The organism is Methanobrevibacter sp. (assembly GCF_045577275.1).
Taxonomy (GTDB): Archaea; Methanobacteriota; Methanobacteria; order Methanobacteriales; family Methanobacteriaceae; genus Methanobrevibacter.
In genome coordinates, this window is the sequence record NZ_JAZNIB010000244.1 from 1 (window position 1) to 2,147 (window position 2,147).

Here is a 2,147-nt window from a genome sequence, read left to right on the forward strand (position 1 = left end):
ATTGTAGGTGATCCTGAAAGCCCTGTTGCAGTAACAACTTTAGCTTCTCACATTGAAGCTGAACTTTCTGGAGCAGCTATTGCAGGTCCATGTAAAACAGAAAACTTAGGAATAGAAAAAGTTGTCGCAAACATTATCTCAAACCCTAATATCCGTTTCTTAATATTAGCTGGTGCTGAAGTACAAGGACACATTACTGGTCAAAGTATTCAAGCATTATACGATAATGGTGCTGATCCAGATAAAAAGAAAATTATCGGTGCTACCGGTGCTATTCCTTTCGTAGAAAATGTTCCTCTCGACGGTATTGAAAGATTCCAACAACAATTAGAAATTGTTGACTTAATTGATACTGAAGATATTGGAGCAATTCAATCAAAAATTAATGAATGTGTAGAGAAAGATCCAGGTGCTTTTGAAGAAGAAGCTATGGTTATTTCTGTTGACGACGACGACGGAGATGAAGATACTGGAGAAGCAATCAAAGTTATTTCTCCTGAAACTGGTCTCATCGAAGCAAGAATTAGGGATATAAACACTAAAATCGACATGGTCGGAGCTGTTCAAAGAAATATGGCTGGTAATTATGCTGGTAAAGTTCAAGGTATAATGATCGGTTTAGCTTTCACTTTAATCGTTGGAGTTTTATTCTTGATCTTATAAGGAGGATTAATTATGGTAGAAATTTCAAATAAACCAAATATTGGCGGAATGAGAACTGCAGCTGATGATGCTGAATACAGTTCAAAACTCCTTGCAAGAGAAGGTAAATTATTCGCTGGTTTACTCGCAACCAGGTTTAAAGGATTCGCTATCGGTGCTTGCATAGCAACACTTTTAATCGTAATTATTCCTTTCATTGCAAAAGCAGCAGGATTATAGAGGTGTTATTATGAGTGATGAATCAGTACCTCAAGTAATGGTTTCCTCAGATGAATTCAACCAAATCGTAGCAAAATTAGATGATGCAGAAGAAAAAGTTGATTTCACTGTTGGAGAATACTACCAACGTTTAGGCCAACAAACTGGTAGAGATGTTGGTATATTGTATGGTATTATACTTGGATTAATTATTTTAATTGTAGCTATTAAATTTGGTGTAGCTTCAATGTTATCTACCTTATTATAGGAGGTTTATACTTATGTTTAGATTTGATAAAGAACAACTCGTAATTGATATTGCTGGAGTTAAAATGGGTGGTCAACCTGGTGAATACCCAACCGTTTTAGCAGGTACAATCTTTTACGGTGGACACAATATTATTAGTGATGAAAAAGCAGGAATCTTTGATAAAGACGCTGCTGAAGAAAGAATTAAAACAATGGAAGAAATGTCTGACGTAACCGGAAACCCATGTGTTGTACAAACTTTCGGTGCTACTGCAGATGCTATGGTAAAATACTTAGAATTTGTTGGAGACGTCTGTGACAAACCTTTCCTTATCGACTCAACTGCAGCTGCTGCAAAAATTGCAGGTGTAGAATATGTACAAGAAGTTGGATTAGCAGAAAGAGCTGTATACAACTCTATAAGTATGGCTGCAGAACCTGCTGAAATCGAAGCTGTTAAAAACTCAGACATCGACGCATCCATTCTCTTAGGATTCAACCCAATGACTCCTGGTGTAGAAGGAAAAATCGAAATTTGGGAAACTGGTGGATCTGTAATCGACCAAGGTATTCTCGAAATGGCTGACGAATGTGGTATTACAAAACCATGGATGGACGTAGCAGTTACTCCATTAGGTCAAGGTGCAGGACCTGCTGTAAGAACCTCTTACGCTGTTAAAGCTAAATGGGGATACCCTGTAGGATCCGGTATTCACAACGTTCCATCTGCATGGGACTGGTTAAGAGGATACAAAAAAGAACACAAAGAAGCATGGCCTGTTTGTGATATCGGTTCTAACATCGTTCAACAAATGGCTGGTGGTGACTTCGTACTTTTCGGACCTATCGAAAACGCAAGATTAGCATTCCCTGCTTGTGGTATGGCAGATATTATGATTGCTGAAGCAGCAAAAGATATCGGTACCGAACCTATCGAAGAACACCCAATTAACAATTTATTATAGATAAATGGGTCCCGATTAGATGATTCATTTCATCTAATCATTTTTTTTCTATTTTTTCAACTATTTTTTAAA

The 2,147-nt window shown here is 37.4% G+C and carries 4 protein-coding genes; all 4 read left to right on the forward strand.

The window, feature by feature from the left end:
* Positions 1–663: tetrahydromethanopterin S-methyltransferase subunit A (gene mtrA, locus ACKI67_RS06890; RefSeq protein ID WP_407462724.1), on the forward strand; the 663-nt coding region annotated here is incomplete at its 5' end.
* Positions 664–675: 12 nt separating this feature from the next.
* A complete protein-coding gene (locus ACKI67_RS06895; protein WP_407462725.1) occupies positions 676–882 on the forward strand; it encodes a tetrahydromethanopterin S-methyltransferase subunit F in 207 nt (68 codons plus the stop codon).
* 10 nt (positions 883–892) lie between these two features.
* On the forward strand, positions 893–1,129 hold the full coding sequence (mtrG, locus tag ACKI67_RS06900; protein WP_407462726.1) for a tetrahydromethanopterin S-methyltransferase subunit MtrG: 237 nt from the start codon (positions 893–895) through the stop codon (positions 1,127–1,129).
* 13 nt (positions 1,130–1,142) lie between these two features.
* Positions 1,143–2,075: a tetrahydromethanopterin S-methyltransferase subunit H gene (mtrH, locus tag ACKI67_RS06905; protein WP_407462727.1), complete on the forward strand. Its 933-nt coding sequence runs from the start codon at positions 1,143–1,145 to the stop codon at positions 2,073–2,075.
* Positions 2,076–2,147 lie beyond the last annotated feature (72 nt).

Bases quoted from the DNA above. Each gene is read 5' to 3' on its own strand.
- ACKI67_RS06895 (WP_407462725.1), top strand. From the start codon at position 676: ATGGTAGAAATTTCAAATAAACCAAATATTGGCGGAATGAGAACTGCA.
- mtrG (WP_407462726.1), top strand. From the start codon at position 893: ATGAGTGATGAATCAGTACCTCAAGTAATGGTTTCCTCAGATGAATTC.
- mtrH (WP_407462727.1), top strand. From the start codon at position 1,143: ATGTTTAGATTTGATAAAGAACAACTCGTAATTGATATTGCTGGAGTT.